A 2460-nucleotide genomic window follows, 5' to 3' on the forward strand; every position below is an offset into this window, starting at 1 on the left:
GGTTTCCTGCCGTTTCGTTCCAGGCAGTATTGTATGGACCCGAGGGCTTTTGCGACAGCCTCTGAAGGGACGGGTTTGACGCGCACTCGATCAAATTGCGGGAACAGAGTTGCTGCCCCAGTCTGGACCATGACGATCCGCGAAATCATGTCGGTCGTGGACTTAACGCGCCATTGTTGATGGCTTGCTGACCAGTTTGGGGCAAGTCGCGAATCTATCCAATATGCATTACTAAAAAACTGAGATTTGTCCCCCTCAAATCGAGCTTTGCGCATTGACGGGCGCGACGCGCACGTGATTGGCCTGCTGCGCCCACCTGCTTGTCGGACGCGTCACATCCGGCGGCCGCACGATGGACGCCGAGGGACACGCGTGACCTTCGGTCGCGCATCCGCTCTAGCCCAGATCCCAAACAGAAAGGGCACGACGCCCTTTTCTCAATCGCATGATCCGCATCATGCATCCCCTCGTACCGGCTCGTCACGTCCTCCGTATACGTGACGGAACTGCGCTCGCGACAAACTCGAAGGTTATTGTAGGGAAAGAAAATTATAATGACGCGGTCCATTCACTTTCGGATTGGCCGCATGATGTGTCCCTCTCATGCCGCGCAAAAGCATTGGGCGTCCTGCCCTTCTGGCATCAGACCACTGCTCCGCTCAAGCCGATCCATCGAATTCAGCCATGCATACTCAGTTCCGCTTTTCCTCCGCGGCTTTCGTGCTTGCGCTAGCAAGCGCACTGTCTGCGTGCTCGACGCCGAAGCCGCTTTACCAGCAAGAACAATTCGACGCAGGCGATAGCCCCTATATGCACAAGTTCGCCGCGAAGGCGGAGCCCGCTTGTGAAGCCGCCCGCCGTGCGTTGCTCAGTCAGGGATATATCGCCAGTGCGACGAAAACCGATTCAGTCGATGGCTCGAAAAATTTCCAGCCCACCAGCGATTCGCACGCGGTGATCGAAATCCACGTGGTCTGCACAACCGACGACCCCAAAAGCACCAGCAGTACGGCGTACGTGAACGCGGTGCAGGATCGCTATGCGCTGAAGAAGAGCAATACGTCGGCGAGCGTCGGACTGAGCGTTTTTGGATCGCTGTCTCTGCCTATCGGCTCGAGCGATGACTCGATGGTGAAGGTTGCGAGCGAGACAATTCCTGCTGGCGTTTTCTATCAGCGTTTCTTCACGCTAGTCGACCATTACCTGAAGGTTGACCCCGCCCAGTCTGCGACAGTTGACGCCGCTGCGACGCCGAAGGAGGCGCTGCCATCGATGAACGACGCCGTGCCGCCGATCGGAGAAACCCTGCCAGATAGTGATCCGGAGAAGCCGACGAGCGGCGAGTAGGCGTCGACGGCATCGCGCGCTCGAACCTGGGCTCGAGCCGCGTTTCGTCCGCTCACTTTCCCCGTTGCATCCGGCGACGAAGACGCGAACAGCCGGAGTGCGATGTTGCCGCACTCGGACGAGCCGGAGCGACGTTTCGTGGCGCAAAGCAGCCGCGTATGCATCCCCCCACATCACGTGCAGAAATTGCTCGGTCGCGAGAACCACGCCATCGAGTTGCAGCGTCCCGTCGGGCCACCGCCGCGCGCAGATAGTCCGAAAACGAGCTCCATGCCGCGGTCTGCCCGGTTTGTCGATGCGCTTTGATCGGAAGCAAGCCGTGCTGTTCGATCATGTCCCAGCCATGTGCCAACGTCCTCCGGGCGGAACCCCACCTTTTCGAGCGCGCTCGGGGCGGACTCGCATCGAGCACGCAGTCGCTCAGCTGAAAACCACCGTAACGCGCCATTGTTCAAGACCGCCAGTTTGCAAGCGGATGATTTATAAAAAAATATATCTTTCCCGCCGGAAAGCATTGTCCGACCTCGGCAAATCAGGCGTTCGTCTTTACGGTAGCGCTTAACACGCTTGACGCGCGACATAGCTTTAACGCTTCTCAGGCTATCGCGCGATGCGGTACGAGTTGTTCGATGAACTGGACCATAGGGGCCGGTTCAGCGGCGATGCGCATCTGACCGACAGCCCTGGACTCACGCGTTCGCAAATCTCAGCGTGGCCACCGCCTTCTCGCTACGCACTAAGTCGTGCCCAAAGATCCTTTATCTCCGGGCTTTCGCCCTCCGGCTGCTCCGAAGCTCGACGGGTCGCGGACCAAAGATCGAGTATCAGTTTCGCCCTTTCGAGCGCCTCGTGTTGCATTTCCGACAGACACCGATCCGTGTCGGGCAGAACGACCGATAGCTCTACCGATTCCGGAGTGTTCGTACCCGTGTAGACCACCTGTGGCTCTTTTAAAAGCGCAGTGGCTAATGCGGCTCACGAGGCATGCGGATTGAGTGCTGAGAAGTCGAGCTTGCCTGCGATGAGGAAGAGCACGGTACGCATGGTTTTGAAGCTGGCGTATCCCCGTGCCTTACGCTTGGCGGCCTGAAACAGGCCGTTGATGGCCTCAAT

General features: G+C 58.5%; 1 protein-coding gene and 1 pseudogene. One reads left to right on the forward strand and one right to left on the reverse strand.

Features of this window, described 5'->3' with window-relative positions:
• The first annotated feature begins 684 nt into the window (after window positions 1-684).
• Complete coding sequence (locus tag P3T40_RS44825; RefSeq protein WP_429274077.1) at window positions 685-1347, forward strand: DUF2242 domain-containing protein; 663 nt, start codon at window positions 685-687, stop codon at window positions 1345-1347.
• A gap of 975 nt (window positions 1348-2322) precedes the next feature.
• Here the strand turns inward: P3T40_RS44825 and P3T40_RS44830 are convergent.
• Window positions 2323-2460: pseudogene (locus P3T40_RS44830) on the reverse strand (ISL3 family transposase); the annotation flags it as partial.

The organism is Paraburkholderia sp. EB58 (assembly GCF_050436665.1).
Classification (GTDB): Bacteria; Pseudomonadota; Gammaproteobacteria; order Burkholderiales; family Burkholderiaceae; genus Paraburkholderia.